Here is a 26953-nt window from a genome sequence, read left to right as displayed (position 1 = left end):
ACTGTCTTTATCCGAGGTTGCACATGAACGAACTCACTCACCTGGACGCCCAGGGCCGGGCCAGCATGGTGGATGTCACCTGTAAGGCCGTAACCGAGCGCGAAGCCCAGGCCCAGGCCTGGGTGCGCATGCTCCCGGCCACCCTGCAACTGATCCAGGACCAGGGGCACCCCAAGGGCGACGTGTTCGCCGTGGCGCGCATCGCCGGGATCATGGCGGCGAAGAAGACCCACGACCTGATCCCCCTGTGCCACCCGTTGCTGCTCAGCGGCATCCACGTCGAACTGCAAGCGCTGCCGCCAGATCGGGTGCAGATCACCACCTGCTGCCGACTCAATGGCGCCACCGGGGTCGAACTGGAAGCCATGACCGCCGCCAGCGTGGCGGCGCTGACGATCTACGACATGTGCAAGGCGGTGGACCGGGGCATGGTCATCGAGGGCCTGCAACTGCTGAAGAAGCAGGGCGGCAAATCAGGGCTGTTCATCGCTGGAGAAACGCAATGATTCTGGTCAATTACTTTGCCCGCTACCGCGAACAGCTGGGCAGCGGCGGCGAGAAACTGCCCCTGGACGCCGACCTGCACACCGTCGATGACGTGCGCCAGTTGCTGATGGCCCGGGGTGAAACCTGGGCCACGGTGCTGGGGGAAAGCAGCCTGATGTGCGCGCTGAACCAGGACCTGTGCAAGCTCGATGCGGTCATCGAGGACTTCGATGAAATCGCCTTCTTTCCTCAAGTGACCGGGGGCTGAGGCATGAGCATTCAGGTGCAGACCCAGGCCTTCAACCTTGATCAACTCAACGCCGGCCTGCAGGCCGGCGATAGCCGTGTCGGCGCGGTGGTGACCTTTGTCGGTTATGTGCGCGACCTCAACCTGGGGGAGGCGGTACAGAGCCTGTACCTGGAACACTACCCGGGCATGACCGAGCGCTCGCTGCAGGGCATCGTGCAACAGGCCCGGGAGCGTTGGCCGCTGAACCGGGTGAGCCTGGTGCATCGGGTGGGGTTGTTGCAGGTGGGCGAGCCCATCGTTTTTGTCGGCGTGGCCAGTGCCCACCGGCAAGCCGCCTTCGAGGCCTGCGCCTTCATCATGGATTACCTCAAGACCCGCGCACCGTTCTGGAAGCGCGAAGTCACCCCCGGTGGCGAACGCTGGATCGACGGACGTGAGAGCGACCGGCAGGCTGCCGAACGTTGGGTTGCAGAACGTTGAGCTGATGCCGGTGAGTGAGGCTTGAGGGAAGGTGGGGAACAACGCCGGATGCCTGTCTTCCGGCGTTGTGCATTTACACCGGGCTGTAGATCCGCGGGGCGTTGCGGTGGGGCACATGGACCAGGTTCAGGTGGTGTTTGTTGGCCCATTGCACGGTCAGGGCGGTGGGCGCCGACAGGCTGACCAGGGTGCCGAGGCGGGCGCGCACGGCTTTGTGGATCAGTTCCAGGCTGCAGCGGCTGGTGACCACGGTGAAGCCCTGGCGGCCATCGATCCCGGCGTTCAGCAGGGCGCCGATCAGCTTGTCCAGGGCGTTGTGGCGGCCGATGTCTTCCTGGCACAGGCGCACGTCACCCTGTTCGTCGATATACAGCGCCGCGTGCAGGGCGCCGCTGCTGCGGGCCATGTGCTGGGCCTGTTCGATGCGCTCGCGCAGGCCCTGCAGATGCTCGGCGGGGGGCAGCGGCGAAGGTTCGAGGCTCTGCAGTTGCGGCAGCGCCTGTTCCAGGGCTTCCACGCCGCATAACCCGCAGCCGCTGGTCCCGGCCATTTGCCGGCGATGGTCCTTGAGGGCCCAGAAGGCCCGGCTGGAAATCTGCACATCGGCCTGGCAGGCCTGGGGAAAGTGGCTCAGGCGGATGTCGTAGATTTCGCTGAGGTCGCTGACGATGTCGTTGGTGATGCTGAAGCCGCGAATGAAATCCTCCAGGTTGCCGGGAGACACCATCATCACCGCCTGGCTCAGACCGTTGTAGGTGATGGCCAGAGCAATCTCGGCGGCCAGCGGCGCCTCGGCCACTCCGCCCTCGGAGCTGTATTCGCGATAGGTCACGCGCTGCGGCGCGGGGGCCGGTGCATTGGCCTCGGGCTGTTGCTCCGATTGTTCGATACGGCAAACCATGACGACACCTCAATACAGTCGATTCACTCCGGGGCACGCTGGCTCCGGGGGCGTTCATTCGCCCTTGATGGCAAAGAGTTTCCTGGCTTCGGCGAAGCACTTTTCGGCAATCGCCGAGCGCGGTTCGGTCTTGCGCATCACCAGGCCCAGGGGCGCCAGCACGCTGGCATCCGGCAGCTGGATAAAGGCCAGGTTGTCGATGGGCGAATCCAGGCCGCTGTCCAGGGGCATGATCGAGCAGCAGAAGCCCTCGTGGATCGCCTGGAACAGCTGGTAGGTGGAATCGCTTTCCAGGATCGGCGTCGGGTTCAGGCCGCGGCTGCGAAAGCTCAGGTCGATGGACTTGCGATAGTGCATGCCGGTGCTGAGCATGCCCAGGGGCAGCTCGGCGGCGTCTTCCCAGCTCATTTCGCTGCCTTCGAAATGAAAGTGCCGGGTGTCGTAGAGCAGGCCGACCCGGGTCTCGCCGATCTCGAAGAAGTCCAGGTAGTTGGGGTTGACGTGGTCCAGGTAGCAGACCCCCAGGTCCAGCTGGTTGTTGCCGATGTCCTCGATGATCCGGTCGGAGCTGGCGGACGACAGGCTGAACTTGAGCTCGGGAAAGCTCGCCGAGAGCTTCTGCACATAGCTGATGGGGTTGAAGCCGCTCAGCGGCACCAGGCCCAGGCGCAGGTTACCCACCAGTTGCCCGCGGCAGGCGGCGGCCTCGGCGAACAGCCCGTCATGGGCCGCCAGCAGGGTCTTGGCCCAGGCCAGGACCCGCTCGCCGGCCTCGGTGAAGCCTTCGAAGCGCTGGCCCCGGGTCACCAGGATCAGGTCCAGCTCATCCTCCAGGTTGCGCAGGCGCATGGACAGGGTCGGCTGGGTAATGTGGCAGCGCGCGGCAGCCTGGCCGAAGTGCCGGGTCTGCTCCAGGGCGATCAGAAACTTGAGTTGCTTGATGTCCACAATGGCACCTGTGGTGAAGGAAATCGGAGTCAGTATTAACGCAGGTGTCCGGTTCGTGGAAAGACGTTCAGTCTTCCCGGGCCGAACCCTCGGGGCACACCGTCGGCGTTCAGGCCACGGGCCCGGGGTCTGTTTCAGACAGTAGTTCAGGGGTGTTGAAGTTGCTCAGCCGCGGATCGTCGGCGGCGCAAGGCAAAGGCTTCAGGCCATGGGCGGCGAGGGCCCGCAGCAGGCTGCGCTCGCCGCGCTCCCAGGCGGCGCGCAAGCGGGCTGCCAGGGCTGTGGGTATCAGGCTGAACATGGGTTGCCACTGTCCGTCCTGCTGCACCATCAACGGGCTGAGGGTGTCCGCCGGGCGGGCATCCAGCAGCGTCTGGATCAGCGCGCCGTCGATCCGCGGCGCGTCGCAGGCCAGCACCAGCAGCCAGGGGTGCCGGGCCACTGCCAGGCCCGCCAGCACGCCGGCCATGGGGCCGGGAAAGTCTGCCTGCTCATCCGCCACCAGGCGATCGGCATAGGGCCGGTACTGCTCGGCGTTGCGGTTGCAGGAAATGATCAGGTCGTCGCTGAAGGGCCGCACCGTGGCCTGCACATGGGCAATCAAGGGCCGGCCCTGCCAGGTCACCAGACCCTTGTCGCGACCGCCCATGCGCGAGCCGCGGCCACCGGCCAGCAGCAGGATCGAGCAGGGCGGGGAGGCAGTTGGGGCAGAGCGGGTCGGGGTCATGGTCTGGCGCATGTCAGGTGGGTGGCGCAAACGATGGCATTGTCCTTCGGGCACGTCCAATCGGAAGTGTTGAATGGACGATTGATGGGCTTTATCAACCGCCACGCCAAACCGCGGTTGACGATAGAGCGCCTCGATAATCCGGTCAGCCAGAACGATTAGACAGCCGCGGTTTCGGGCCTTTAGCCTGCATCCATGATTTTTATCTTGCCGGTCGGAGAATGACATGAGCGTGAAGTCGGATGCGTTGTTTGTACCCTTGAACATAGCCGTGCTGACAGTCAGCGATACCCGGGAATACGCCACGGACACCTCCGGGCAACTGCTGGTCAGTCGCCTGCTGGAAGCCGGCCACACCCTGAGCGAACGCAACTTGCTCAAGGACGACCTGTACAAGATCCGCGCCCAGGTGGCGGCCTGGATCGCCGACGAGCGCATCCAGGTGGTGTTGATCACCGGCGGCACCGGCTTCACCGGTCGCGACAGCACCCCGGAAGCCGTGAGTTGCCTGCTGGACAAGCACATCGACGGTTTCGGCGAGCTGTTTCGCGCCATCTCGATCCTCGATATCGGCACCTCCACGGTACAGAGCCGGGCCCTGGCCGGGCTGGCCAATGGCACCCTGGTGTGTTGCCTGCCGGGCTCCACCGGGGCCTGCCGCACCGCCTGGGAAGGCATCCTCGCCGAGCAACTGGATGCCCGCCATCGGCCGTGCAATTTCGTGCCGCACCTCAAGCCGGTGCAGGCCTGCGAGTCCCGGGGATGAGCCAGGGCCACTTGATGCCGCTGGAAGAAGCACTGGCCAGCCTGCTGGCCATGGCCGATACCCAACGTCTGACGCAAAGCGAAACCCTGGCCCTGGACCATGCCCGGCAACGGGTGCTGGCCACTGACCTGGTGGCGACCCTGGACCTGCCGCCCTGGGCCAACAGCGCCATGGACGGTTACGCCCTCAACCTGCAGCACTGGGACGGCCAGCCACTGGCGGTGTCACAGACGATCTTTGCCGGTCAGCCCGGCGACCCCCTGCAGCCGGACACCTGTGCGCGGATCTTCACCGGCGCCCCGGTGCCTGCCGGCGCTGACTGCGTGGAGATGCAGGAGAACGTCGAGTTGCTGGAGGATGGCCGGGCGCGCTTCACCCAGGCGCTGAAACCGGGACAGAACATCCGCCCCCAAGGCCAGGAGAACCGGGCTGGTGATGTGCTGTTGCAAGCCGGCAAGCGCCTGGGGCCTTTCGAACTGGCGGTGGCCGCCGCTCAGGGCTGCACCGAGCTGCAAGTGGTGCGCCGTCCGCGGGTGGCGTTGCTGTCCACCGGCGATGAGTTGCTGGAACCGGGCATGCCCATGCGCCCGGGTTGCATCTACAACAGCAACCGCACCTTGCTCCGCCACTGGCTCGACAGCCTGGGCTGCGAGGTCATCGACGCCGGGATTCTTCCCGACCAGCCACAGCAGACCCGGCTCAGGCTGGAACAGTTGCAGCATGGCGCGGACCTGATCCTGACCACTGGCGGGGTCTCGGCGGGGGATGCCGATTGCCTGGGCCAGGTGCTGAGGAACAACGGCCGACCGCTGTTCTGGAAGCTCGCCATCAAACCCGGAAAACCGCTGACGGTGGGCCACTTCGGCCAGGTGCCGGTGATCGGCCTGCCGGGCAATCCGGCCTCGGCCCTGGTGACCTTCGGCCTGCTGGCCCGGGCCTACCTGTTGCGGATTCAGGGAGTGGAGCAGGTTGCGCCCTTGAGTGTGCCGGTCAGCGTGGCCTTCAACTGGCCCAAGGCCGGCAGCCGCCGGGAATACCTGCGGGCGCGCCTGGAAAACGGCCGCGCCGTGCTCTACCCGAATCAGAGCTCGGGGGTATTGCTGGGAGCCTCCTGGGCCGATGGCCTGGTGGAGATCCTTGAAGGCCACACCCTGCAGGTGGGCGAGGCGGCGCGTTTCATTCCCTTTAGCGAGTTGTTTTAAATCTTCCAGTGCCGGGCGCTTTTGGCCAGTCGCTGGCGCATTTCGCCCAGGGTCGCGGCCAACTGCCGGGTGAGCAGTCGGTAACCGTCAAGGGGCGAATACACCGGCGCCTCCAGGGCCTTGTCGGCATGGCCTTCCAGGGGTTTGTCCAGGCGCTGGGTGCCCCCCGTTTGCAGGGCCCGGGCCATGCCGATCAACTGCACGCGGATCTGCCGGTGCTCGGCCTTGAGTGCCAGTTGCATCTGTGCCATGGCCTGCCGGTCGCTGGCATCGGGGCGGGTGTTGCCGAGGATTTCCAGGGTGCTGATGCACATCCGCAGATTGCGCTGGATGGCGTCCAGTTCGGTCATGGAAATCCGCACTTCCTTGGACACCGACGGCATCAGCGAACGCAGTTGCAGCATGGCGGCGTTGACCCGGCCCAGGAGCTTGAGGTGTTCGTCGTCGGTCACCGACTGGCCCTGGATGATCCGTCCGTACAACTGGGCGCAGTCGCGCAGGGCGCTGGCCAGGGTGTAGCGCCAGGAATACACCGCGTACAGCGGAATGGCGAAGGAAAACGCCAGGGCCAGGGCAATGCCGATGAGGATGTCCACCGCGCGCCACAGGCCGTCGCTGATCTGGTTGTCGCCATGGCCGGCGACGATGAACACGGTGATCGCCGCCAGCAGCGCGGTATACCCGCCCTTGCCGATGGCGTGGTAGGAAAAGTAGCCGCACACCGCCGACATGCCCAGGTAGGTCAGCCAGGGATGGCCGAAGTACGCCTGCTGCACCACCAGCACCAGGCCGACCCCGGCGCCCACCAGGGTGCCGATGGCCCGCTCGGCGGCCTTCTTGCCGATGTTGCCGTGGTGCTGCAGGCCGCCGATCACCACCAGCATGGTCACCGACGCCCACTCGCCGTGGGGCAGGTTGAGGCCGGTGGTCAGGAGAATGGTGGCGATCAGGCCGAGGGCGACCCGCACCGCGTGGATCAGGCGGGCGTGACGGTAGCGCCGGTACGGGTCCAGCAGGGGACGCAGCAGGCGCTGCAGCAAGGGCGGCAGGTGGATGCCCCGCAGGTGTTTGAACGGGCCCAGACCGGTTTCTCCAATAGCTGATGAGTGGCTGAATCAGTAGCCGCGACTCGCCGCGTGGCGAGCCCCGGCCAGGCGCTTTTAGAAAATGTAGTCGGTGGTCAGGAAGCTGGAGTCGCGGTTGCGGATGATGTCACTGATCAGCTCCTTGTTGCGCTCCTGGAACTTGGTCGCCACCAGGGTGCGGATCGAGAAGGTGCGCAACGCATCATGCACCGACAGCGTGCCCTCGGCGGAGTTCTTGCGGCCGTTGAAGGGGAAGGTGTCCGGGCCGCGCTGGCACTGGGCGTTGATGTTGATCCGCCCGACCTGGTTGGCGAAGGTGTCCACCAGCCGGCCGATCACCGCCGGGTCGCTGCCGAACAGGCTCAGTTGCTGGCCGAAGTCCGACTCCAGGACGTAGTCGATCACCGTGTCCAGGTCGCGGTAGGGCACGATGGGCACCACCGGGCCGAACTGTTCCTCGTGGTAGACGCGCATCTGCGGGTTCACCGGGTACAGCACCGCCGGGTAGAAGAACGACGCCCGCGACTCGCCGCCATGGGGGGTCACCACCTGGGCGCCGTGGGCCTGGGCATCGGCTACCAGGGCGTGCAGGTAATCGACCTTGGTGTTTTCCGGCAGTGGCGTCAGGGCCACGCCCGGCTCCCAGGGCATGCCCGGCTTGAGGCCTTGCAGCTTGGCGTTGAACTGCTGGATAAAGCGCTCCACCACGCTTTCATGGACGAACAGGATCTTCAGCGCGGTGCAGCGCTGGCCGTTGAACGACAGCGCGCCGGTAACGGCCTCGCTGACCGCGTTGTCCAGGTCGGCATCGGGCAGCACGATTCCCGGGTTCTTCGCGTCCAGGCCCAGGGCCGCGCGCAGGCGGTGCGGCTTGGGGTGGAGTTTCTTCAGGTCGCTGGCGGCCTTGTTGGTGCCGATGAAGGCGAAGATGTCGATCTTGCCGCTGGCCATCAGCGCGCTGACGGTCTCGCGGCCGCTGCCGTAGATGACGTTGATCACCCCGGCCGGGAAGCTGTCGCGGAAGGCTTCGAGCAGCGGGCGGATCAGCAGCACGCCGAGCTTGGCCGGCTTGAACACCACGGTGTTGCCCATGATCAGCGCCGGGATCAGGGTGGTGAAGGTTTCGTTCAGCGGGTAGTTGTAGGGGCCCATGCACAGGGCCACGCCCAGGGGCACGCGGCGGATCTGGCCGAGGGTGTCCTGCTCCAGTTCGAAGCGGCTGGAGCGCCGGTCCAGTTCCTTGAGCGCGCCGATGGTGTCGACGATGTAGTCGCAGGTGCGGTCGAACTCTTTCTCCGAGTCCTTGAGGTTCTTGCCGATTTCCCACATCAGCAACTTGACCACTGCTGTGCGCTGTTCGCGCATGCGCGCCAGGAAAGCTTCCACGTGCTGGATGCGCTCAGCCACGCGCATCGTTGGCCAAGCGCCCTGGCCGCGGTCGTAGGCGCGCACGGCGGCGTCCAGGGCGGTGAGGGCGGTATCAGCGTCCAGCAGCGGCGTGCTGCCGAGAATCACTTGCTGGTCGCCGTCGGTGCCGCTCAAGTAGATCGGGCTGCGGACCTGGGCCAGGGGGCCGTTCCAGGTGCGCAGTTCACCGTCTACCAGGTAGTCGCGCTGCTCCACCGGATCGGGCAGGCGATAGGCTTCGGGGATGTCGGCGGCAGCAGGAAACAGGTTGTTGAGGACATTGGCTGTGGTCATGACTCTACCCCGTGTTGGAAATGGCTCCGGCGCGGATGACAGTGGCGCCATCGCTCCAAGGTTTATACGCCTGAATGGCCTGCGGCTTTAGCGCTTTGTGCAGTTGGCACACCCGCGGTCATGGTTCGAGGTTAAACGTTTCAGCTGTTGCCCAGCAACTGCCGGATCAGGGTTGGGGTGCTGCCGGTCCAGCGCTTGAAGGAGCGGCGGAAGTTGGCCGGGTCATTGAAGTTCAGGTACTCGGCCACTGCGTCGTTGCTCCAGCCCCTGATCTGGTACAGGTACAGCGCCACCTGCTTGCGCACCCGGTCCACCTGCTGCTGGTAGCCGCTGTGGTGCTTGCTCAGCTTGCGCTTGAGGGTCGCCGGGCTCATGGCGAAGGCCTGGGCGGTCTGTTCCAGGCTCGGCGCATGCCGCACGTTGGCTTGCAGGTAGCGGTCCAGGGCATCGAGAAAACTCCCGGAAAAACCCAGCTGGCGCAGGTGTTCGTCGGCTTCCAGGCGCGCCACCTGGCCGGCGGTGGCCGAGGCCCCGGGCCAGGGCCGGGTCAGGTATTGCCGGGGGATGCGCATCAGGTCCAGGGGCCGCCGGAACTGGGTCTGTTCCCCCAGGTGCACCCAGTACTGCTCGACGTAGCGCGGCTCGGCATGGCTGAAGCTGCATTCCCAGGGCAGGCGCTGGCCGCTGAGCCACTGACTCATGGCCACCAGCGAAGTCATGCTGGCTTCCAGCAGGAAGCGCCCGTGCTCGCCGGCGCCGCAGCTGTCCAGCCAGTAGCAATAGGCATGCTGCTCATCCAGCACCAGGCGTAGGCTCAGCAGGGGGCTGAGCAGGGCCTGCTGCTGCACCAGGGTGTCCAGGGCCTGATGCAGGTTCTGGGCATGGCGCAAGGCATGGCTGGCGGCGCCGTAGTGCCCGGGCAGCAGGCGCTGGCCAAACAGGAAACTGCTGTCGTCGGCGTCCAGCAGGCGCCGGCTGTTGCCGATCAGCGCCAGGAACTGCTGCGGGCTGAGACGGGTCTGTCCGGCCAGGATGTCCTCGTGGAACAGCCCGGTGCCGCGCAGCAGGCGATGGCTGTCGATGTCCCGCGACAGCGCCAGGTCGATCAGCGCCGCCGGTTGATAGTGCCCGGGGATGAAGCGGGTATCGGCTTCGTACCAGTGGGTCTTCACGGTCATGACGGCGCCTCAGGCGGTTTTCGCCAGGGGCTGCTTGGCCCGGGCCAGGGCCAGGTTGAGGCGTTTGAGCAGGACCTCCGGGGTCTCCTCCAGGGCCATCACCACCGCGGTGCTGGCCGCCAGGTGCAGGCGCTCGCCGTGTTGCCGGGTCTTGTGCGCCAGGCCCTGCACCGCCTGTTGCAGTTCCAGGGCCAGCAGTCGGGCCTGGCTCTCGCCGGTGTTGGGCAAGAGCACCACGAAGCGGTCGCCGGCCAGTCGGCACAGCAGGTCCTGGCGCCGCAGGTTGAGCAGCAGCACATGGCTCAGGGCTTGCAGCACCGCATCCCCTTCGGCGTGGCCGTAGTCCTGGTTGATCGCGGCGAAATGGTCCAGGTCCAGGGCCAGCAACGACAACGGCTGCTGCTGGCGGCGACTGTCCTCCAGGCTGGCGGCCAGCTCGCGCTTGAGGTAGTCGGCGCCGGCCAGGGGCGTGAGCTTGTCGAACTGCCGGTGCTCGCGAAACAGCCGTTCCTTCTTTTCCATCTGCGCGCTGATGGCCAGCTGTTCGCGGTGCCAGTGGTAGATGCCGATGGTCAGCAGGATCATGCCGATGGGCATCGGCCCGGACTCCAGCCAGTGGTCCCAGGTGATGCTGGCGGGCAGGCGGATGAACTCGTCGAGGCTGTCGATCCACCAGGAAAAGAAAATGCAGCTCAGGCCCAGGGCCAGGTAGTTGGTGACCCGGCCGGCGGGGCGGCTCTTGAGCACCAGTGCGAGCCAGACCAGGGCCAGCAGTGCCGAGCCGCCTTCGCCGATGATGTCCAGCCATTGCCACTCGCTGACCGATTTCAGGCTGCCGCAAGCCAGGTGCAGCAACAGCCCGGCATTGGCCGCCAGCAACAGCGCGGCGAGTTTCCAGCGGTGGGGTTTGAGCACGCAGAACATGGCCGCGATCCTTTTTGCCAGGAGTGAGAGGGCGCCAGCACAGCAGATGTTTGTGACGGTGGGGTGACAGCGGAAAAACCGTCGAGGGGTCGAATCAGCTCAGGGTTCAGGCGTTTTTTTTTTGCTGGATGGGGCCGCCTCGAGGGCCTCTTCGCGGGCAAGCCCACTCCTACGGGGCGGCGGGGGCGCCACGGATGTGTAGGAGCCGGCTTGCCGGCGAAGGGGCCCGCAAGACTTGCGCCCGACGGGTGATGGCTTTTGCCGGCAAGCCCGCTCCCGCAGGGGTCAATTCAGCTCATTTGCCGGGGCGAAACCCGGGAAAACGACTGTTTTGGCGACCTGCCGACCAGGCCTGTCACAGAACCGTCATTCGCCAACCCTAGCGTGCCCTCCCAGTTGCCGGGCCCCTTGCCCGGCGTTGGCGGACTCTTGGGGAGGAACCTCATGTACAAGCGCAGCAGTCCCGGGCTGGTCAGCTTTACCTTGACCGCGCTGGCCATGGCCATCGCCAGTGAACGCTTGAGCGCCGCCGAAACGGCCGCCACCGAGCACGTCCAAGTGGTGGGCCAGGCGGCCAGCATCGATCAGGCGCTCAAGGAACAACGGCGTTCGGACAGCATCCAGAGCGTGGTACACGCCGACGGCGTGGCCCAGTTGCCGGACCAGAACGCCGCCGAAGCGGCGCAGCGCCTGCCGGGCATCAGCATCGAGCGCGACCAGGGCGAAGGGCGCTTTGTCAGCGTCCGCGGCCTGGGCCCGGACCTCAACAGCGTGACCATCAACGGCACCCTGGTGCCGTCCCCGGAAAGCGCGCGCCGCGCCGTGGCCCTGGATGTGCTGCCCTCGGAGCTGGTGCAGTCGCTGTCGGTGATCAAGACCCTGACCCCGGACATGGATGCCAACTCCCTGGGCGGCACCGTGGACGTGAAAAGCCTCTCGGCCTTCGACCACAAGGGCCTGTTCTACAGCGGCAGCAGCGAGGCCAGCTACGACCAGAACACCCGCCAGACCAGCCCGAAATTCTCCGGCGCGGCGAGCAACCGCTTCAGCCTCGGCGACGGCATCGACAACTTCGGCGTGGCCGCGGCCCTGAGCTGGCAGAAGCGCGATTTCGGCTCCGACAACGTCGAGACCGGCGGCGCCTGGGACTTCGAGCGCGGCGCCAGGCTGCAGGAGTTCGAGCAGCGCGACTACGCCATCAGCCGCGAGCGGGCCGGCGGCGGCCTGAACTTCGATTACAAGCCCGACGACAGCAGCAGCTACTACCTGCGCACCCTCTACAGCCGCTACAAGGACAGCGAGACGCGCAACTCCACCAGCATCGAGTTCGCCGACCCGCTGGCGGCCGGGGAGCGCGGCGACGCCGAGGCCAAGCGCAAGCTCAAGCAGCGCGAGGAAACCCAGGAGATCCAGTCCTACGTGTTCGGCGGCGAGCGCCAGCTGGGCCTGTGGACCCTCAGCGGCCAGACCGGCTACAGCCGCTCCAGCGAAGACAGCCCGGCGCATATCGCCGGGGCCACCTTCAAGGGCAACAGCGACTTTTCCGACAGCGGCTTCTACGACAACGGCAAGCCGCGCCCGGTGATCGGCTCAGGCTTCTTTGACGCGGCCAACTTCACCCTGGACAAGGTCGACTGGGAAAAGCAGAACACCACCGACACCGAGAAGAACCTGCGCCTGGACCTGGCCCGGGACTATGACCTCAGTGGCTACGCCGCGCAGTTCAAGTTCGGTGGCAAAGTCAGCCGGCGCAACAAGGACAACGACCTGGAAGCCTGGGTCTACAAGGACTTCGACACCCTGGGCTTCACCGACCAGCAGCTCAACCTCGGGCAGTTCCAGAACGGCAGCGTGGACTATTCCCTGGGCCGCTTCGGCCCGGGCATCAGCGGCAGCGCCATCAAGCAACTGATCGGTGGCCTGAATCCGGCGGCCTTCTACGACGAAGAAGAATCCCGGGTCAACGACTTCAAGATCCGCGAAGACATCAACGCCGGCTACTTCATGAACACCCTGGACATCGACGACTGGCGCTTCATTGCCGGCCTGCGCTACGAGGGCACCGAGTTCGAGGCCAAGGGCACCGGGGTCACCGACGGCGCCTTCACCGCCACCGACACCAAGCGCCGCTACCAGCACTGGCTGCCCGGGCTGCACGCGCGCTACCAGCTGGACAAGAACACCCAACTGCGCGCGGCCTGGACCAAGAGCGTGGTGCGCCCGACCTTCGGCCAGCTGGCCCCGGGCTTTGTCATCGACGGCGACGAGGCGACCTTCGGCAACCCGGACCTCAAGCCCCTGGAGTCGAGCAACCTGGACCTGGGCATCGAGCACTACATGGGCCGCGCCGGCAGCGTCTCGGCCTTCGTGTTCTACAAGGACATCCATAACTTCGTCTACAACACCGACCTGGCCGGCACCGGCGCCTGGAGCGGGTTCTCCGAGGCGCACACCTTCGCCAACGGCGACAGCGCCAAGCTGTATGGCCTGGAGCTGGCCTACTCGCAGAAGTTCGACTGGCTGCCGGCGCCGTGGAACGGCCTGCTGCTGGGCGCCAACAGCACCTTCAGCCGCTCCAGCGCGAGCATCGAAGGCTTCGACCAGAAGGCCGGGGTCAACCGCAAGCGCGACATCGACCTGCCCAACCAGTCGGATACCGTGGGCAACCTGATGCTCGGTTGGGAAGACGACAAGCTCAGTCTGCGCCTGTCGGCCAACTACAAGTCGGCCTACCTCTATGAGCTGGCCTCGATCGGCGACAAGGCCCACGACCTGCACGTGGACGCCCAGACCTTCGTCGATTTCAGCGCCAAGTATTCCCTGAGCAAGAACCTGCAACTGAGCTTCGAGGCGCAGAACCTCACCGCCCAGCCGTACTTCGTCTACACCGGCAACCGCTCCTACAACGCCCAGTACGAGGAATACGGCCCGACCTACAAGCTCGGCCTGACCTTCACCCATTTCTAAGTACCGGGCCGTTGCCCGACTGCACCTCCAAGGATTGTGATGAGCACTGTATCGATCGCGAAAACCACCCTGCTGGCGCTGTGCATTGGCCTGGCCTGCAGTGCTGCCCAGGCCGCCCCCGGCGTGCCGGGCCTGACCCTCAAACCCTGGGCCGAGCAGACCCCGGGCGTCACCGGGCTGGGCTTCGTGCCCGCCGGCACAGGCGCCGACCGGCTGCTGGCCAGCGAGCGCGAAGGCCTGTTGCTGCTGGATGAACAGGGTCGCCAGTTGGCCCGCCTCAAGGGCTCGTTCAACGGCCTGGACAGCCGCGCCGCCGGCCAGCAACTGCTGGTGGCCAGCCTGGACAACGAACGCCAGCAGGCACTGCTGCTGAGCCTCGACCCGAAGGCCCGGCATTGGGGCCAGCCGCTGTACCTGCCGCCCCGCGACTTCCCGGTCAACGGCCTGTGCCTGTACCGCGACGAGGCCAGCAACCTGTTCCTGTTCCTGGTGGGCGAGGAGGGCAAGGGCGAGCAGTGGCTGGTGGGCCACGGCGCACAACTGAGCGCCGAGCCGCGACGGGTGCGTGGCCTGCCGCTGCCGCCGGAGGCCAAGTTCTGCCAGGTGGACGACGCCGCCCAGCAACTGCTGGTCAATGAACAGAACGTCGGCTGGTGGGCCTACCCGGCCCACGCCGAAGCCGACACCGCGCGCCAGCCGGTGGCCCTGCGCGCGCCCTTTGGCGAGATCAGGAAAAGCGCCGGGGCCATGGCCCTGGTGCCGGGCGGGCTACTGGGCCTGGACCCGAAAGCCGCGCAACTGCATCTCTATCAGCAGCAGGAGCAGGGCTGGTCGGCCCAGGCCACCTTGCCCCTGAGCGGCCTCAAGGAACCGGAAAACATCGCCCTGCGCGCCAGCGCCAAGGGCCTGCAAGTGTTGCTGCGCGATGACGAGGATGGCCGCCTGTACCAGGGCCAGCTGGACTGGCAGGCCCACGCGCCGGTCCTGCCACCGGTATTGCCCAACGTGCAGGCGGCGGTGCAGAGCGAACCGGTGGGGCGCCAGGGCGATGCCGCCGATGACCCGGCGATCTGGGTCCACCCGCAGCAGCCGTCCCTGAGCCGGGTGCTGGGCACCAACAAGAAGCAGGGCCTGCTGGCCTACGACCTGCAGGGCAAGCTGTTGCAGGAACTGGCGGTGGGGCGCCTGAACAACGTCGACGTGCGCCCCAACTTCAAGCTGGGCCAGCAGACCGTGGACCTGGCCGTGGCCAGCAACCGCGACCGCAACAGCCTCAGCCTGTTCGCCATCGACCGTGCCAGCGGTGAGCTGCGCGAGGCCGGGGAGATCCCCACGCCACTCAAGGCGATCTACGGCCTGTGCCTGTTCCAGCCCGCCAGCGGCGAGATCTATGCGATTGCCAACGACAAGGACGGCACCTTCGTCCAGTACCGCCTGAGTGCGCCGTCCGGCAGTGCCCAGGGCGAGCTGGTGCGCCAGTTCAAGGTGGCCAGCCAGCCCGAGGGCTGCGTCGCCGACGACCAGCGCCAGCGGCTGTTCCTGGGGGAAGAGGACGTCGGGGTCTGGGCCCTGGACGCCCGCCCCGAACAACCGGCGACCCTGCACAGCGTGATCAAGGTCGGCGGCCTGTTGCAGGCCGATGTCGAGGGCCTGGCCCTGTACCAGAGCAACGCCCGCGACTACCTGGTGATTTCCAGCCAGGGCAACGACAGCTACCTGGTGCTGGACGCCGAGCCGCCGTTCGCTTCCCACGGTGCCTTCCGGGTCGGCCTCAACGCCGCGGCGGGGATCGACGGCGCCTCGGAAACCGACGGCCTGGAAGTCACCTCGGCCAACCTCGGCGGGCCCTGGAGCCAGGGCCTGCTGGTGGTCCAGGACGGGCGCAAGCGCATGCCCGAGCAGACCCAGAACTTCAAGTTCGTGCCCTGGGCCGACGTCACCCGGGCCCTGAAGCTGCCCTGAGCGGCTGTCATCACCCGGTCATCGGCATGTCATCGAATAGCCCCGCCGGCACGGCTCAGGCCCCGGCGGGCACCCGCGAAGGAGTTTCACCATGCAAGCCACACTCGAACACATGAGCATCTGGGGGCTGATCAGCGATGCCAGCCTGTTGGTCAAGGCGGTGATGCTGACCCTGCTCCTGGCGTCCCTGCTCAGCTGGTACCTGATCATCCAGCGCGGCGCCGTGCTGCGCGGCCTTGAGCGCCGTTGCAACGCGTTCATCCAGCGCTTTCGCGCCGCCCCCGAACTCTTGCCGCTGTACCGCGAAGTGGCCCGCAAGGCCGACGGCGAAGGCGGCGTGGAGCCGATCTTTGTCGCCGGCTATGAGGAATTCGGCCACCTGCACGGCGCGGCCGGCGGCGCCGCTGAAGGCGTGCTGGAGGGCGTGGAGCGAGCCTTGTACGTGGCCATCAGCGAGCAGGAAACCCGCCTGGAAAAGGGCCTGCAGTTTCTTGCCACCGTGGGCTCGGTCAGCCCCTATATCGGCCTGTTCGGCACCGTGTGGGGGATCATGAACTCCTTCCTCGGCCTGTCCCAGGTGCAGCAGGCGACCCTGTCCACCGTGGCCCCGGGCATTGCCGAGGCGCTGATCGCCACCGCCATCGGCCTGTTCGCGGCGATTCCCGCGGTGATCGCCTACAACCGCTTCTCGGCCCGCAGCCAGACCCTGCTGACCCGCTACTACGCCTTTGGCAACGAACTGCAGGTGCGCCTGCACCGCACCTTGCAGGGCACCCCGAGCCACCTGGCCGTGGCCGCCTGAGAGAAGGAGCAAGCCGATGTTAGTCAGGCCGCAACGCAAGCACGGACCCAAGGCGGAAATGAACGTGGTGCCCTACATCGACGTGATGCTGGTGCTGCTGGTGATCTTCATGGTCACCGCGCCGATGCTCACCCAGGGGGTGAAGATCCAATTGCCCAAGGTCGCCAGCCAGGCCCTGGCCACCGACAGCCGCCAGCAGATCCTCACCCTGTCGGTGAAGGCCGAGGGCGGCTACTACTGGAACCTGGGCAGCGAACTCGACACCCGGCACCAGACCGACAGCGCCGTGGACCTGGAGCAGATGCGCGCCAAGGTGGCACAGGTGATTGCCCAGCGCGGCGACACCCAGGTGTACATCCGTGCCGACCAGGACGCCGCCTACGCCAGCGTGGTGGCGGCCATGGCCGCGTTGCAGCAGGGCGGGGTGCACAACCTGGGGCTGGTGACCGAGGCCCCGCAATGACGGCGATGATCATCCACAGCCCCACAGTGCTGCCCATGGGGCCCGAAGCCTCCGGCTTCTGGCGCAACAGCCTGGCGGCGACCCTGGCCCTGGCCCTGCACGCTGGGGTGCTGGCGGCGCTGGTGCTGGGCTGGTCGGTGGACAAACCCCAGGTCGAGGCCCCGGCGGTGCTGACCACCCAACTGGTGATGCTGGCGCCTCCCGCCGCCCCCGCCGAACCCCTGCCGGCGGGGGCCGAGGTGGCACCGCCACCGCCACCACCGCCCGCGCCAGCGGCTCCGCCGCCGCCGAGTCAAGCCCAGGTAGACCCCCAGGTGCAGGCGCAGAAGCTGGAACAGGCGGCCCTGGCGCGCAAGCGTGTGGACGACAAGAAACGTGAGCAGGCGCAGGAGCAGCAACGCCAGCAGCGCGAGCGCCTGGACGCCGAACAGCGCCAGCGCGACGCCGAGCAACGCCTGGCCCAGGAACAAGCCCAGGCCCAGCGCGCCGAACAGTCGCGGCTGGCCGCCGAGCGCGCGCGCCAGCAGGCGGCCCAGGCCGCCGCCGACAGCCGCCAGTACCAGCCCCTGAGCAAGGAGGCTCCGGACTACCCGCAGCGAGCCCTGGACAAGAACCTGGAAGGCGACTGCACCGTGGAATACAGCGTCAATCCCCAGGGCCGGGTGGAGAACCCCAAGGTCATCGACGGCTGCCACCCGCTGTTCATGCGCCCATCCCTGGCGGCGGTGGCGACCTTCCGCTACCAGCCTCGGCTGATCGACGGTCGGGCAGTGACGGTGCCGGCGGTGCGCAACACCTTTCACTATCGGATCCACTAGGGGCGCCCCGGCTTCGCCCGCCAGCGGCTGCCGGGCGGGCCGAGCAGTCCCTTGGCGCAGGCCGGAGCTGTGCTGTTGCCGCCGGTTGCCAATCCGTTGCGCAACGGCACTGACGCCTGCGCCGCACAGCGGTAAACTCCCCGCCTTTATTCAGGAGTTCCCATGAGTTACTACCAGCCCGGCATCCTCGCTGCACCCGTTCCGTCCCAGGCCCGTCATTTGTTCTTTGCCCTTGAGTCCCTTGAGGCGCTGCCCCAGGCCCTCGACCAGTTGCTGGCGCGGGTGGACGGCGCAACGGCGGTGGCAGGCTTTGGCGCATCGCTGGTCAAGGCCCTGGGCGCTCGGGTGCAAGGGCTCAAGGCGTTCCCGGCGCTGACCGGCGTCGGTGTCGACAACCCTTCGACCCAGCACGCGCTGTGGGTCTGGCTGCACGGTGAGGAGCGCGGCGAACTGATGCACCGCAGCAACGAGCTGGAGGCCGCGCTGGCCCCGGCCTTTCGTCTGGTCGGCATGCAGGAAGCCTTCCGCCACAAGAGCGGTCACGACCTGACCGGTTATGAAGATGGCACCGAGAACCCTCATGAAGAGGCCGCCGTGGCTGCGGCGCTGGCCGAGGGTGAAGACGGCCTGCGCGGTGGCAGCTTTGCCGCGATCCAGCAGTGGCAGCACGACTTCAAGGGCTTTGCCGCGATGCACCAGCAAGAGCGCGACCACATCATCGGCCGGCGCCTGAGCGATAACGAAGAGCTGGACGACGCGCCGGAATCGGCCCACGTCAAGCGCACCGCCCAGGAAAGCTTCACCCCTGAGGCCTTCATGGTGCGTCGTTCGATGCCCTGGATCGAAGGTGACAAGGGCGGCCTGATGTTCCTCGCCTTCGGTCACAGCCTGAACGCCTTCGAAGTCCAGCTGCGGCGCATGAGCGGCCTGGAGGACGGCATCGTCGACGGCCTGTACCGCATGAGCCGGCCGATCACCGGTGGCTACTACTGGTGCCCGCCGCTGCACAACGGTCAGCTCGACCTGCGCGCGCTGCAAGCGGCGAAATGAGCACCGAGGCCGGGCCGCTGCGCACCGTGCGCTGGGGCATGATCGGATGCGGCAGCGTCACCGAGCGCAAGAGCGGCCCGGCCTTCTACAAGGTCCCGGGTTCGGCGCTGGTGGCGGTGATGGGCCGCCGCCCCGAGGCGGTGCGCGACTATGCGCAGCGCCACGGCATTGCCCGTTACTACACCGATGCCCAGGCCCTGATCGATGACCCCGAGGTGGACGCGGTGTACATCGCCACGCCCCCCGACAGCCATTACGCCTACAGCCTGCAAGTGGCTGCCGCCGGCAAGCATTGCTGCGTGGAAAAGCCCATGGCCCTGCATGCCGGGCAAAGCCTGGCCATGCAGCAGGCCTTCGAGCAGGCCGGGCTGCACTTGTTCGTGGCCTATTACCGGCGTTCCCTGCCGCGCTTTGCCCAGGTGCGGCAATGGCTGGCGGACGGGCGCATCGGTGAGGTCCGGCACCTGCACTGGAGCCTGAGCAAGGCTGCTTCCGAGGCCGACCGCAGCGGCGCGGCCAACTGGCGGACCGACCCACAGATTGCCGGTGGCGGTTATTTCGCCGACCTGGCCAGCCATGGCCTGGACCTGTTCCAGTACCTGCTGGGGGACATCGTCGAGGTGGCCGGCATCAGCACTCGCCAGGCCGGGCTGTATGCCGCCGAGGACGCGGTCAGCGCCAGCTGGCGCTTTGCTTGCGGGGCCCTGGGCAGCGGCGCCTGGAACTTCGTCGCCGACCGCCGGGTGGACCGGGTGGAGATCATCGGCAGCCAGGGGCGCATCACCTTTTCCGTGTTCGACGAGCATCCGCTGCAACTCGACGCCGAAGAGCCCCTGAGCCTGGTCATCGAGCACCCCGAGCACATCCAGTGGCATCACGTGCAGGGCATGAACGCCCACATCCGCGGCGACGCAGTGCACCCGGCCCAGGCCTGCGAGGCGCTGAAGACCGACTGGGTCATGGATCGGATCCTGCAGCGCGGCTGAGCCAATGGCGGCGGTCTTTCGGGCCGCTTCGCCGGCAAGCCGGCTCTGCAGGAGGCACCGATCATTGGGCAGGCAGGTGCAACTGAACCTCCATGGCGTCATGCAGCAACCTGACCACTTCGATCAGGCTGTCATCGATCACTCGATAAAACAGGACATGTCGTGGTTTCTTGACCTGGGCTTGAGGGGGCCTGGAGTGTTGGCGGGAATAGAACAGGTGGTAGCTGCGAAGGCCCGGTGCGATGTCGTCACGCTCTTGGCTGCCAACGTGCTGGGGGTTGCTGGCGAGATCGTGTAGGGCTCGCAGGATCAAGGCCTGATAGCGAACCCGGGCAGCTTCGCCAAAGTGTCTTTGGGAAAACCGCAGAGCGTCGACGATGTCGGTTCGGGCTGCATTGGAAATCCGGTACTGGACCACCTCAGTGTTTCTCTTGATCCGTGGCGACGGCTTCCAGTCCCAGCTCATCCAGGTAGTGCTGCAGGTTTTCTTCCCGCACCTGGCTGAAGCGTCCTTGTTGCAGGTCCGCGATACCGATCGCAGCGGCTTGGCGCAATGCCTCGATTTTCGCCGCGTCCTCGGCAACCCGTTGTTCCAGCAGACGCAAACCTTCGCGCATGACCTCGCTGGCGTTCTGGTAACGACCGGATTTGACCAGGTTGTTGATGAGCTGCTCTTGATGGGCGGTGAGGACAACGTTTCGCGTTGGCATGCCGTGCTCCTGGGCTGGGCGTGTGAGGAAAGGCGTTGGCATATTATGCCAAGTGGTGGGCGGATTCAGCCTTGACGGGCGCCTGACGACAGGCGGTTGCGGGCGTTCATCGGCATCGACGATGGTTTTCTGGCAGGACTGATTGGCGGTTCTTGTCAGATAAATCCGAGAGGAGTACAAATGTACTCCATGACGACTTTATCCCCCCGCCGCAGTGCCATCCTGACCTTTATCCGCGAACGCATCGCCGATCATGGCCAGCCCCCAAGCCTCGCTGAAATCAGCGAGGCGTTCGGTTTTGCCTCGCGCAGCGTGGCGCGCAAGCATGTGCTGGCGCTGACCGAGGCCGGGTTCATCGAGGTCAACCCCCATCAGGCCCGGGGCATTCGCCTGCTCAATCAGCCGCGGCGCCCGGAGCTGCTGGAGATCCCGGTGCTGGGGCGGGTGGCCGCCGGTGCGCCGATTGGCGTCGATGCCGACATACACGGCCAGTTGTGGCTGGACCCGGGGATGTTCTCCCGCACTCCGGATTATTTGCTGCGGGTCCAGGGCGATTCGATGATTGATGACGGCATCCTCGACGGCGATCTGGTGGCGGTGCGCCGCAGCAGTGAGGTGCGTAACGGCCAGACGGTGATCGCCCGCCTGGACGGCGAGGTCACCATCAAGCGTTTCGAGCGCAAGGGGCAGGGCATTCGCCTGTTGCCGCGCAACCCGGCCTATCAGCCGATCGAGGTTACCGACGACCACGAACTGTTTATCGAAGGTGTGTTCTGCGGTCTGGTGAGGCCAGGCTGATGGGCGCCGTGGTCGCACTGGATACCCTGTTCAATGGCGGACGGGTATGGAAAGGCCGCCCGGCGGCCGCGTCGGCCAGCCTGCAGCCGACGGGGCATGCTGCTTTGGATGCGGTGCTGCCCACCGGCGGCTGGCCGGAGGCGGCGCTGACGGAAATCCTCATCGCCGCCCAGGGCCTGGGCGAGCTGCAGTTGCTGTGGCCGAGCCTGGCGCGGCTGACCGCGGCGGGGGAGCGGGTGGTGCTGGTGGCGCCACCCTTCGTGCCCTATCCCCAGGCCTGGCAGAACGCCGGGGTGGATGTGCGCCAGCTGTCGATCATCCAGGCCGGGGAGCGCGATGCCTTGTGGGCCGCTGAGCAATGCCTGCGTTCCGGCAGTTGCGGCGCGGTGCTGTGCTGGCCGCAACAAGTCGACGACCGCGCCCTGCGGCGCTTGCAGGTGGCGGCGGAAAGCGGCCAGACCCTGGCCTTCGCCTACCGGTCCCTGGACGCCGCGCACAACCCGTCGCCGGCGGCCCTGAGGATCAGCGTGCAGGGTCGCCCCGTGCAGTTGCGGGTACTCAAGTGCCGGGGCGGGCTGGCCCATCCGGCCCCGATTGCCTGGCCCGCCGGGCACTGAGGTTGGCATGCGCTGGGTGTGCATTCTGTTCCCGCAATTGGCGCTGGACGCCGTGCTGCGTCAGCGCGCCGAACCCGAGGCGCCCCTGGCGCTGCTCAGTGGCACCCCGCAGCGCCGGGTGATCCAGGCGGTGAATGGCGCCGCCCGCGAGCTGGGCCTGCGCCCCGGGCAATCGCTGACCGCCGCCCAGGCCCTGACCAAGGCCTTTGCCAGCGCCGAATACGACCCCCGGCAGATCGAGCACTGGCAGCAGTTTCTCGCCGCCTGGGCCTATGGCTTCAGCTCCCAGGTCAGCGTGGCCTACCCCCGTACCCTGGTGCTGGAGATCGAGTCCAGCCTGGGCCTGTTCGGCCCCTGGCCGCAGCTGGAAGCGCGTCTGCGCCGGGAGTTGCAGGCCCTGGGCTTTCGCCATCGCATCGTCGCCGCGCCCAACCCGGCGGCGGCCCGGGTCCTGGCCAATGCCTATGACGGCTTGGCGGTGGCCGACGGCGAGGCCCTGGCCAGGGCCCTGGGGGCCATGCCCATCGAGCGCCTGGGGCTGGCCCCGGAACAGGCCACGGCCCTGTCGCGCATGGGGGTGCGCAGCTTCCAGCAGTTGCGGGAGCTGCCCCGGTCTAGCTTGGCCCGGCGTTTTGACGGCAGCCTGCTCAAGCACCTGGATACCCTGCTCGGTGAGCGTCCGCTGGGGCTGGCGTTCTATCAGCCGCCGGACCGTTTCGACCTGCGCATCGAGCTGAATTTCGATGTGCTATCCCATCAGGCGCTGCTGTTTCCCCTGCGCCGGCTGACTGCCGATCTGGCGGCCTTTCTCTGTGGCCGCGACAGCGGGGTGCAGCGTTTTGCCCTGCACCTGGAACATGCCGAAGGCGCCGACACCCTGATCCCGGTGGGGCTGCTCAGTGCCGAGCGCGATCCGGCGATGCTGTTTGAACTGGCCCGCGGGCGCCTGGAGCAGATCCAGGTGCCGGCGCCGGTGCGCAACCTGCGGCTGGTGGCCGAGGACTTGCCGCTGTTCGTGCCCCAGCACACTGAACTGTTCGATCCGCGTCCGCAGCAGAACCTGCCCTGGGAGCAGTTGCGCGAACGCCTGCGGGCACGCCTGGGGGATGACGCGGTGCAGGGCCTGGGGCATCGCTCCGATCATCGACCGGAGCGCAGTTGGCAGACCCAGACTGATCCGCGCCCCTGTCCGCTCAGCCCCGGATTGCGCCGTCCTGGTTGGCTGTTCACTGAACCCCAGGCCCTGAATGAAGGCAGCGTGCGGATTCTCATGGGCCCGGAGCGCATCGAGTCCGGCTGGTGGGACGGCGCCGACGTGCGCCGCGACTACTACCTGATCGAAACCGCGGCCGGCCAGCAGGGCTGGGCCTATCGTCAGGTCGGCGAGCCCGGGCCCTTGCTGCTGCAAGGCTGGTTCGCATGAGGGCTTACGCCGAGCTGCACTGCCTGTCCAACTTCAGTTTCCAGCGCGGAGCTTCCAGCGCTCAGGAACTGTTCCAGCGCGCCAAGGCCCTGGACTATCAGGCCCTGGCGATCACTGATGAATGCACCCTGGCGGGGATTGTCCGGGCCTGGCAGGCCTCACGCGATACTGGCCTCAAGCTGATCATCGGCAGCGAAATGCAGGTCGAGGACGGCCCGCGCCTGGTGCTGCTGGTGGAGGACCTGGCGGGTTACCAGGGCCTGTGCCGGTTGATCACCCGGGCCCGGCGCCGGGCGGAGAAGGGCAGTTATCGCCTGCTGCGCGAGGACTTCATCGAACCCTTGCCGGGGCTGCTGGCCCTGTGGCTGACGGACGATGGCCCGGCGACGGAGCACAGCCACTGGCTGCGCCAGATATTTCCCGAGCGCCTATGGCTGGCGCTGGAACTGCATTGCGGCCAGGACGATGCCCGGCACCTGCAACAGCGGCTGGCCCTGGCCCGGCAACTGGGGCTGCCGGCCGTGGCCTGTGGCGATGTGCACATGCACGTGCGCGGGCGCCGGGCCTTGCAGGACACCATGACCGCGATCCGCCATCACCTGCCGGTGGCCGAGGCCGGGCAGCGGCTGTTCGCCAACGGCGAGCGTCACCTGCGCCCCATCGAGGTGCTGCAAGGCCTGTACCCGCAGGCCTTGCTCGACGAATCGCTGGTCATCGCCGGACGCTGCGTGTTCGACCTCGGCCAGTTGCGCTACCAATACCCCCGGGAGCTGGTGCCCGACGGCCATGACGCCGGCTCCTGGCTGCGGGTGCTGACCCAGCGCGGCATTCTGCGCCGCTGGCCCGGTGGAGCCCGGGCCGAGGTGCTGCAGCAGATCGAGCATGAGCTGACGTTGATCAGCGACCTGGGCTACGAGAGCTACTTTCTTACCGTGCACGACATCGTCGATTTTGCCCGGCGCCAGCACATTCTCTGCCAGGGCCGGGGTTCGGCGGCCAACTCGGTGGTGTGTTTCGTCCTCGGCATCACCGAGATCGACCCGGACCGCTCGACCCTGTTGTTCGAGCGCTTCCTGTCCAGGGAACGCAACGAGCCGCCGGACATCGACGTCGACTTCGAACACGAGCGCCGCGAAGAGGTGCTGCAGTACGTGTTCCAGCGTTACGGCCGGCACCGCGCGGCGCTGACCGCGGTGGTCAGCACCTACCACGGCGCCGGGGCGGTGCGCGATGTGGCCAAGGCCCTGGGCTTGCCGCCGGATCAGGTCAACGCTCTGGCCGACTGCTGCGGCCACTGGAGCGATACGCCGCCCAGCGTCGAGCGTCTGCAGGAGGCCGGTTTCGACCCCGAGAGCCCGGTGCTGCGCCGGGTCCTGAGCCTGACCGGGCAGTTGATCGGCTTTCCCCGGCACCTGTCCCAGCACCCCGGCGGCTTCGTGATTTCCGAGCAGCCCCTGGACCATCTGGTGCCGGTGGAGAACGCGAGCATGGCCGAGCGCACGGTGATCCAGTGGGACAAGGACGACCTGGACATGGTCGGCCTGCTCAAGGTGGACATCCTCGCCCTGGGCATGCTCAGCGCCATCCGCCGCTGTTTCGACCTGATCCACGGCTATCGCGGCCAGCGCTACAGCCTCACCAGCATTCCGGCCGAAGACCCGGCCACTTACCAGATGATCGGCCGCGCCGACACCATTGGTGTGTTCCAGATCGAGTCCCGGGCGCAGATGTCGATGCTGCCCCGGCTCAAGCCACAGAACTTCTATGACCTGGTGATCGAGGTGGCCATCGTCCGCCCCGGGCCGATCCAGGGCGGCATGGTCCATCCCTACCTGCGTCGGCGTAACCGTGAAGAGCCGGAGACGTATCCGTCGCCGAAGTTGGAAGCGGTGCTCAAGCGAACTCTGGGCGTGCCGCTGTTTCAGGAGCAGGTGATGCAGATCGCCATTGTCGCCGCCGACTACACCCCGGGCGAGGCCGACCAGTTGCGCCGTTCCATGGCCGCCTGGAAGCGCCACGGCGGCCTGGAGCCGCACCGCGAACGGCTGCGCCAGGGCATGCGCAAGAACGGCTACAGCGACGAGTTCGCGGCGCAGATCTTCGAGCAGATCAAGGGCTTTGGCAGCTACGGCTTTCCCGAATCCCATGCCGCCAGTTTTGCCTTGCTGACCTACGCCAGTTGCTGGCTCAAGTGCCACGAACCGGCGGCCTTCGCCTGCGCCCTGATCAACAGCTGGCCCATGGGTTTCTACAGTCCGGACCAGATCCTCCAGGACGCCCGGCGCCACGGTCTGCAGATCCTGCCGGTGGAGGTGAGCGCCAGTGACTGGGACTGCAGCCTGGAGCCGCTCCCTGCCCAACCCGGACGGTCTGAAAAGGGCCTGTCCGGGCAGCCGGCCGTGCGCCTGGGGCTGCGCATGATCAAGGGCTTTCGCCAGGAGGACGGCCAACGCATCGAGAGCGCACGCCGGCAGCGGGGCTTTGTCGATATTGCCGACCTGGCCGAGCGCGCCCGGCTGGACGTCCGCGCCCAGGAGCTGCTGGCGGATGCCGGAGCCCTGCGGGCGCTGGCCGGGGATCGCTACCGGGCACGCTGGGAAGTGGCCGGGGTGGAGAAGCAACTGGGGCTGTTCGCCGATCTGCCACGCCAGGAGGAGGCCCCGGTGAACCTGCCCCGGCCCAGCGTCGGCGAAGACTTGCAGGCCGATTACCACAGCCTCGGCACCACCCTGGGGCCCCATCCTCTGGCGCTGCTGCGTGCGCAGCTCAAGGCCCGGCGCTGCCGCAGTTCCCGCGAGTTGCTGGCGGTGGAGCACGGGCGTTCGGTGAGCGTGGCCGGGCTGGTCACCGGGCGCCAGCGCCCGGGCACCGCCAGCGGGGTGACCTTCGTCACCCTGGAAGACGAGTTCGGCAACGTCAACGTGGTGGTCTGGCGCGACCTGGCCGAACGCCAGCGTCGGGTACTGGTGGGTTCGCAGTTGCTCAAGGTCGACGGCACCCTGGAAACCGAGGGCGAAGTGCGCCACCTGATTGCCGGGCGCCTGACGGATCTGAGCCCGTTGCTGGCTGGCATCAGCGTGCGCAGTCGGGATTTTCGCTGACTGCCGCCGAGCCTCTGGCGATCTCAGGACTTTGCGTCTCCTGCGTCGGAATGCCGCCCAAGCCGTTCGCAGCCTGCGGCAGCGGCTACACAAGCCTGGCTCGGCACTGGCCTGTAGCCGCTGCCGAGCTTTGGCGAGGCTGCGCAAAGGCCTGCAGGGCCTTGCTTGGCGATCTGCCGCCGGCCTCTAGCGATCTCAGGACTTTGCGTCTCCTGCGGAGCCGTTCGCAGCCTGCGGCAGCGGCTACAAAAGTCAGGCTCGGCACTGGCCTGTAGCCGCTGCCGAGCCCTGGCGAGGCTGCGCAAAGGCCCGCAGAGCCTTGCTTGGCGATCTGCCGCCGAGCCTCTGGCGGTCTCAGGACTTTTGCGTCTCCTGCGTCGGAATGCCGCCCAAGCCGTTCGCAGCCTGCGGCAGCGGCTACACAGCTCCCGGCCCCGAGGTTTTGCGAGCGGACACAGGTGGACGCTGATGATTTTTTATTCCTTTTCGGCATGGTGGCGCTTTGGCATAATCGCCGCCGATGATGCCCCCTGCATCAAGTTTCAGAACGTCCCGCCGATGCTTTTCCAGCCCCCACAGACTGGGGCCAGAGGCTTACGGCAGGGCGA

The 26953-nt window shown here is 66.9% G+C and carries 25 protein-coding genes; 16 read left to right on the top strand and 9 right to left on the bottom strand.

Features of this window, described 5'->3' with window-relative positions; genetic code table 11:
- Positions 1 to 23 precede the first annotated feature (23 nt).
- From moaC to moaE, 3 genes are read left to right on the top strand one after another with little or no spacing between them, the layout of a single operon-like run.
- On the top strand, positions 24 to 506 hold the full coding sequence (moaC, locus tag J5M73_RS17315; protein WP_102864823.1) for a cyclic pyranopterin monophosphate synthase MoaC: 483 nt from the start codon (positions 24 to 26) through the stop codon (positions 504 to 506).
- Positions 503 to 754, top strand: a complete 252-nt coding sequence (locus J5M73_RS17310) for a MoaD/ThiS family protein (RefSeq protein WP_102864824.1) — start codon at positions 503 to 505, stop codon at positions 752 to 754. Before moaC ends, J5M73_RS17310 begins: the two co-directional genes overlap by 4 nt.
- A gap of 3 nt (positions 755 to 757) precedes the next feature.
- On the top strand, positions 758 to 1216 hold the full coding sequence (gene moaE, locus J5M73_RS17305; protein WP_102864825.1) for a molybdopterin synthase catalytic subunit MoaE: 459 nt from the start codon (positions 758 to 760) through the stop codon (positions 1214 to 1216).
- A 73-nt stretch (positions 1217 to 1289) separates the two neighbouring features.
- Here moaE and fdhD read toward each other — a convergent pair whose 3' ends face one another.
- From fdhD to mobA, 3 genes are all read right to left on the bottom strand, one after another.
- Complete coding sequence (gene fdhD / locus J5M73_RS17300; protein WP_102864826.1) at positions 1290 to 2117, bottom strand: formate dehydrogenase accessory sulfurtransferase FdhD; 828 nt, start codon at positions 2115 to 2117, stop codon at positions 1290 to 1292.
- 54 nt (positions 2118 to 2171) lie between these two features.
- Positions 2172 to 3065: a LysR family transcriptional regulator gene (locus J5M73_RS17295; protein ID WP_102864827.1), complete on the bottom strand. Its 894-nt coding sequence runs from the start codon at positions 3063 to 3065 to the stop codon at positions 2172 to 2174.
- 109 nt (positions 3066 to 3174) lie between these two features.
- Positions 3175 to 3792 carry a molybdenum cofactor guanylyltransferase MobA gene (gene mobA / locus J5M73_RS17290; RefSeq protein ID WP_180988623.1) on the bottom strand — a complete coding sequence of 206 codons (618 nt, stop codon included), beginning with the start codon at positions 3790 to 3792 and terminating at the stop codon, positions 3175 to 3177.
- 226 nt (positions 3793 to 4018) lie between these two features.
- On the opposite strand from mobA, the gene moaB reads away from it, so the two are divergent.
- Together moaB and glp are read left to right on the top strand one after the other, a co-directional pair.
- On the top strand, positions 4019 to 4558 hold the full coding sequence (moaB, locus tag J5M73_RS17285; protein ID WP_060840020.1) for a molybdenum cofactor biosynthesis protein B: 540 nt from the start codon (positions 4019 to 4021) through the stop codon (positions 4556 to 4558).
- Entirely contained in the window at positions 4555 to 5760 is a 1206-nt protein-coding gene (gene glp / locus J5M73_RS17280) for a gephyrin-like molybdotransferase Glp (protein WP_102864829.1), read from the top strand. The genes moaB and glp overlap by 4 nt, the downstream gene beginning before the upstream one ends.
- On the opposite strand, the gene J5M73_RS17275 is transcribed toward glp, so the two are convergent.
- The 4 genes from J5M73_RS17275 to J5M73_RS17260 form a co-directional block, all read right to left on the bottom strand.
- Positions 5757 to 6797 carry an FUSC family protein gene (locus J5M73_RS17275; protein WP_180988475.1) on the bottom strand — a complete coding sequence of 347 codons (1041 nt, stop codon included), beginning with the start codon at positions 6795 to 6797 and terminating at the stop codon, positions 5757 to 5759. The genes glp and J5M73_RS17275 overlap by 4 nt on opposite strands.
- Positions 6798 to 6920: 123 nt before the next feature.
- Positions 6921 to 8546: an NADP-dependent glyceraldehyde-3-phosphate dehydrogenase gene (locus J5M73_RS17270; protein WP_207815920.1), complete on the bottom strand. Its 1626-nt coding sequence runs from the start codon at positions 8544 to 8546 to the stop codon at positions 6921 to 6923.
- 140 nt (positions 8547 to 8686) lie between these two features.
- Complete coding sequence (locus J5M73_RS17265; protein ID WP_102864832.1) at positions 8687 to 9724, bottom strand: AraC family transcriptional regulator; 1038 nt, start codon at positions 9722 to 9724, stop codon at positions 8687 to 8689.
- A 9-nt stretch (positions 9725 to 9733) separates the two neighbouring features.
- Positions 9734 to 10648 carry a GGDEF domain-containing protein gene (locus tag J5M73_RS17260; protein WP_102864833.1) on the bottom strand — a complete coding sequence of 305 codons (915 nt, stop codon included), beginning with the start codon at positions 10646 to 10648 and terminating at the stop codon, positions 9734 to 9736.
- A gap of 444 nt (positions 10649 to 11092) precedes the next feature.
- Between J5M73_RS17260 and J5M73_RS17255 the strand changes: the two genes are divergently transcribed.
- The 7 genes from J5M73_RS17255 to J5M73_RS17225 all read left to right on the top strand — a co-directional run bounded on the left by J5M73_RS17255 (position 11093) and on the right by J5M73_RS17225 (position 19696).
- Positions 11093 to 13615 carry a TonB-dependent receptor gene (locus tag J5M73_RS17255; protein ID WP_207815918.1) on the top strand — a complete coding sequence of 841 codons (2523 nt, stop codon included), beginning with the start codon at positions 11093 to 11095 and terminating at the stop codon, positions 13613 to 13615.
- Between the two features lie 39 nt (positions 13616 to 13654).
- Positions 13655 to 15577, top strand: a complete 1923-nt coding sequence (locus J5M73_RS17250; RefSeq protein ID WP_207815917.1) for a phytase — start codon at positions 13655 to 13657, stop codon at positions 15575 to 15577.
- Positions 15578 to 15668: 91 nt separating this feature from the next.
- Positions 15669 to 16379, top strand: a complete 711-nt coding sequence (gene tolQ, locus J5M73_RS17245; RefSeq protein ID WP_102864836.1) for a protein TolQ — start codon at positions 15669 to 15671, stop codon at positions 16377 to 16379.
- Positions 16380 to 16395: 16 nt separating this feature from the next.
- On the top strand, positions 16396 to 16842 hold the full coding sequence (gene tolR / locus J5M73_RS17240; RefSeq protein ID WP_060840012.1) for a protein TolR: 447 nt from the start codon (positions 16396 to 16398) through the stop codon (positions 16840 to 16842).
- Positions 16839 to 17660, top strand: a complete 822-nt coding sequence (locus J5M73_RS17235) for an energy transducer TonB (RefSeq protein WP_102864837.1) — start codon at positions 16839 to 16841, stop codon at positions 17658 to 17660. Before tolR ends, J5M73_RS17235 begins: the two co-directional genes overlap by 4 nt.
- Before the next feature lie 162 nt (positions 17661 to 17822).
- Positions 17823 to 18710: a Dyp-type peroxidase gene (locus J5M73_RS17230; RefSeq protein ID WP_060840010.1), complete on the top strand. Its 888-nt coding sequence runs from the start codon at positions 17823 to 17825 to the stop codon at positions 18708 to 18710.
- Positions 18711 to 18727: 17 nt separating this feature from the next.
- Positions 18728 to 19696, top strand: a complete 969-nt coding sequence (locus J5M73_RS17225) for a Gfo/Idh/MocA family oxidoreductase (protein WP_180988624.1) — start codon at positions 18728 to 18730, stop codon at positions 19694 to 19696.
- 61 nt (positions 19697 to 19757) lie between these two features.
- Here J5M73_RS17225 and J5M73_RS17220 read toward each other — a convergent pair whose 3' ends face one another.
- Positions 19758 to 20114, bottom strand: coding sequence for a type II toxin-antitoxin system RelE/ParE family toxin (locus J5M73_RS17220; protein ID WP_102864839.1), 357 nt, complete (start codon positions 20112 to 20114; stop codon positions 19758 to 19760).
- 1 nt (position 20115) lies between these two features.
- Positions 20116 to 20406: a type II toxin-antitoxin system ParD family antitoxin gene (locus J5M73_RS17215; RefSeq protein WP_102864840.1), complete on the bottom strand. Its 291-nt coding sequence runs from the start codon at positions 20404 to 20406 to the stop codon at positions 20116 to 20118.
- A gap of 180 nt (positions 20407 to 20586) precedes the next feature.
- On the opposite strand from J5M73_RS17215, the gene lexA reads away from it, so the two are divergent.
- The 4 genes from lexA to J5M73_RS17195 are packed head-to-tail and all read left to right on the top strand — an operon-like array spanning position 20587 to position 26345.
- Positions 20587 to 21204, top strand: coding sequence for a transcriptional repressor LexA (gene lexA, locus J5M73_RS17210; protein WP_016965813.1), 618 nt, complete (start codon positions 20587 to 20589; stop codon positions 21202 to 21204).
- Entirely contained in the window at positions 21204 to 21821 is a 618-nt protein-coding gene (gene imuA / locus J5M73_RS17205) for a translesion DNA synthesis-associated protein ImuA (RefSeq protein WP_102864841.1), read from the top strand. Before lexA ends, imuA begins: the two co-directional genes overlap by 1 nt.
- Positions 21822 to 21828: 7 nt before the next feature.
- Positions 21829 to 23244 carry a DNA polymerase Y family protein gene (locus J5M73_RS17200; protein WP_102864842.1) on the top strand — a complete coding sequence of 472 codons (1416 nt, stop codon included), beginning with the start codon at positions 21829 to 21831 and terminating at the stop codon, positions 23242 to 23244.
- Complete coding sequence (locus J5M73_RS17195; RefSeq protein WP_102864843.1) at positions 23241 to 26345, top strand: error-prone DNA polymerase; 3105 nt, start codon at positions 23241 to 23243, stop codon at positions 26343 to 26345. The genes J5M73_RS17200 and J5M73_RS17195 overlap by 4 nt, the downstream gene beginning before the upstream one ends.
- The last annotated feature ends 608 nt before the right edge of the window (positions 26346 to 26953 follow it).

The organism is Pseudomonas sp. 50_B (genome assembly GCF_017491625.1).
Lineage (GTDB): Bacteria > Pseudomonadota > Gammaproteobacteria > Pseudomonadales > Pseudomonadaceae > Aquipseudomonas > Aquipseudomonas danubii.
This window is presented reverse-complemented; position numbering and strand designations above follow the sequence as displayed.

Coding starts and splice junctions, on each gene's coding strand:
- moaC (WP_102864823.1), top strand. CDS start 24: ATGAACGAACTCACTCACCTGGACGCCCAGGGCCGGGCCAGCATGGTG.
- J5M73_RS17310 (WP_102864824.1), top strand. CDS start 503: ATGATTCTGGTCAATTACTTTGCCCGCTACCGCGAACAGCTGGGCAGC.
- moaE (WP_102864825.1), top strand. CDS start 758: ATGAGCATTCAGGTGCAGACCCAGGCCTTCAACCTTGATCAACTCAAC.
- fdhD (WP_102864826.1), bottom strand. CDS start 2,117: ATGGTTTGCCGTATCGAACAATCGGAGCAACAGCCCGAGGCCAATGCA.
- mobA (WP_180988623.1), bottom strand. CDS start 3,792: ATGACCCCGACCCGCTCTGCCCCAACTGCCTCCCCGCCCTGCTCGATC.
- moaB (WP_060840020.1), top strand. CDS start 4,019: ATGAGCGTGAAGTCGGATGCGTTGTTTGTACCCTTGAACATAGCCGTG.
- glp (WP_102864829.1), top strand. CDS start 4,555: ATGAGCCAGGGCCACTTGATGCCGCTGGAAGAAGCACTGGCCAGCCTG.
- J5M73_RS17270 (WP_207815920.1), bottom strand. CDS start 8,546: ATGACCACAGCCAATGTCCTCAACAACCTGTTTCCTGCTGCCGCCGAC.
- J5M73_RS17265 (WP_102864832.1), bottom strand. CDS start 9,724: ATGACCGTGAAGACCCACTGGTACGAAGCCGATACCCGCTTCATCCCC.
- J5M73_RS17260 (WP_102864833.1), bottom strand. CDS start 10,648: ATGTTCTGCGTGCTCAAACCCCACCGCTGGAAACTCGCCGCGCTGTTG.
- J5M73_RS17255 (WP_207815918.1), top strand. CDS start 11,093: ATGTACAAGCGCAGCAGTCCCGGGCTGGTCAGCTTTACCTTGACCGCG.
- J5M73_RS17250 (WP_207815917.1), top strand. CDS start 13,655: ATGAGCACTGTATCGATCGCGAAAACCACCCTGCTGGCGCTGTGCATT.
- tolQ (WP_102864836.1), top strand. CDS start 15,669: ATGCAAGCCACACTCGAACACATGAGCATCTGGGGGCTGATCAGCGAT.
- tolR (WP_060840012.1), top strand. CDS start 16,396: ATGTTAGTCAGGCCGCAACGCAAGCACGGACCCAAGGCGGAAATGAAC.
- J5M73_RS17235 (WP_102864837.1), top strand. CDS start 16,839: ATGACGGCGATGATCATCCACAGCCCCACAGTGCTGCCCATGGGGCCC.
- J5M73_RS17230 (WP_060840010.1), top strand. CDS start 17,823: ATGAGTTACTACCAGCCCGGCATCCTCGCTGCACCCGTTCCGTCCCAG.
- J5M73_RS17215 (WP_102864840.1), bottom strand. CDS start 20,406: ATGCCAACGCGAAACGTTGTCCTCACCGCCCATCAAGAGCAGCTCATC.
- lexA (WP_016965813.1), top strand. CDS start 20,587: ATGTACTCCATGACGACTTTATCCCCCCGCCGCAGTGCCATCCTGACC.
- imuA (WP_102864841.1), top strand. CDS start 21,204: ATGGGCGCCGTGGTCGCACTGGATACCCTGTTCAATGGCGGACGGGTA.
- J5M73_RS17200 (WP_102864842.1), top strand. CDS start 21,829: ATGCGCTGGGTGTGCATTCTGTTCCCGCAATTGGCGCTGGACGCCGTG.
- J5M73_RS17195 (WP_102864843.1), top strand. CDS start 23,241: ATGAGGGCTTACGCCGAGCTGCACTGCCTGTCCAACTTCAGTTTCCAG.